This window comes from Rhizobium sp. BR 317, assembly GCF_047445835.1.
Taxonomy (GTDB): Bacteria; Pseudomonadota; Alphaproteobacteria; order Rhizobiales; family Rhizobiaceae; genus Rhizobium; species Rhizobium paranaense.
The window spans coordinates 1-1,396 of record NZ_JARWLB010000129.1 but is presented as its reverse complement, the minus strand read 5'-3'; the positions used below and the strand labels follow the sequence as shown (position 1 = coordinate 1,396).

The window sequence follows — 1,396 nt, the reverse complement described above, 5'->3', positions numbered from 1 at the left end:
GTTGAGGCTCCTGCGGCTGCGCTTTCTCCCGCTCCTCGCACGACGAGAATTCCCGAAATCCGGCCCTGTCGGTCGTCGCTATGCTGATTTCTCCGATACTCTTCATTGTCCTGGATCAGCCTTGCTCGTTGCACTGCGCGTCGGCTCGATCCGATCGGCTTCCGGCCCGTCGTGAGCCTGTGAAAACCTGTTCGTTCCGACGCAGGCTTTCCCAGATGAGGCACAATCAGCGAGCCGCGTGGACGACCACGCGGCTCCTTTGCATTTATGCCTGATMGAAGAATTCGACGGCGCCGGTGTCGAGATKATAGTAGGCACCKACGATCTTGATGCGCCCTTCCGCCAGCGGCTTGAGCAGGAGAGGATCGCTMTCCTCCCGCAGATTGCGTACCACCCGGCGAACATTCTGCTTCACAGCGTTTTCAAGCGGATCTCCCTGCTGCCCTCGTGCTTCAAGGACTGCAGGAATGATCGGCTCGATCATGTTGTCGATCTGGCCGGGGAAGCGCGCATTCTTTTCGACCACCGACATGGCGGCCTTTACTGCTCCGCAGCTTTCATGCCCCATGACGACGATCAACGGTACACCGAGTTCCGCGACKGCATACTCGATCGACCCCATCGCCACCGTATCAACGGTGTTGCCCGCATTGCGGATGATGAACAATTCACCGAGGCCACGCCCGAACAGAAGTTCCGGCGGGACCCGGCTGTCCGAGCAGGAGAYGTAGGCGCARAATGGCGCCTGGCCCTTGGCCAGTTCAAGGCGGCGCGCCTCGCTTCTATCGGGCAGGACGATCTCGTCACGCAGGAAGGCTTCGTTGCCACGCTTGAGGAGGTCGAGTGCTCCATCAGGCGTCAAGGCTGACTTGCCGTCCTTGACGGGCGCGGGTTCAAGGGGCGTTGTTTTGCCACTCGTCGTTTGAGCGTGCGCGGCGGCAGGCAGCACAGCGACGGCGGAAGCGGCAGTCGCTGTCATAAACAGGCGGCGGGAAACATTACACATCGATAGATACTCTCCGTTAGACGGCGCATTCGCCGTCAGGGTTGAAAAATCAACGAGCATGTTCGGAGAGACGGAAGTTTAACCCCAAGACTGCACCGAGCACGCTCGATGCGGTCCGACATCAAAAAGGCAAGCCTTGATCAGAGGGGCCCGGTCCGCAACCACGATGTAGGGAGTGGGAATAGCGTTTCAATACCCGCCAGTCGAAATCGAGCTTCTGAAAGGCCAACGCCATGCGGCGCGCAAAAGAGATAAAATTTTGGAWGCAAGGCTCTTGAAGGGGCAKGGCGGCGTTCCCAATTGTCGGTCAACCCGCTGGTCCGGGCCCCTCTGGTGGGAGCCGTCGGCGCTCTCGCGATGTCGGACCCTTCCGACATCATGCGCCGACAG

Annotated in this window: 1 protein-coding gene; it reads right to left on the bottom strand. The window is 59.8% G+C overall.

Annotated elements, in window-relative coordinates; translation table 11 throughout:
- Window positions 1-265 precede the first annotated feature (265 nt).
- A complete protein-coding gene (locus QD357_RS32265; RefSeq protein WP_414126074.1) occupies window positions 266-1,006 on the bottom strand; it encodes a carbonic anhydrase in 741 nt (246 codons plus the stop codon).
- Window positions 1,007-1,396 lie beyond the last annotated feature (390 nt).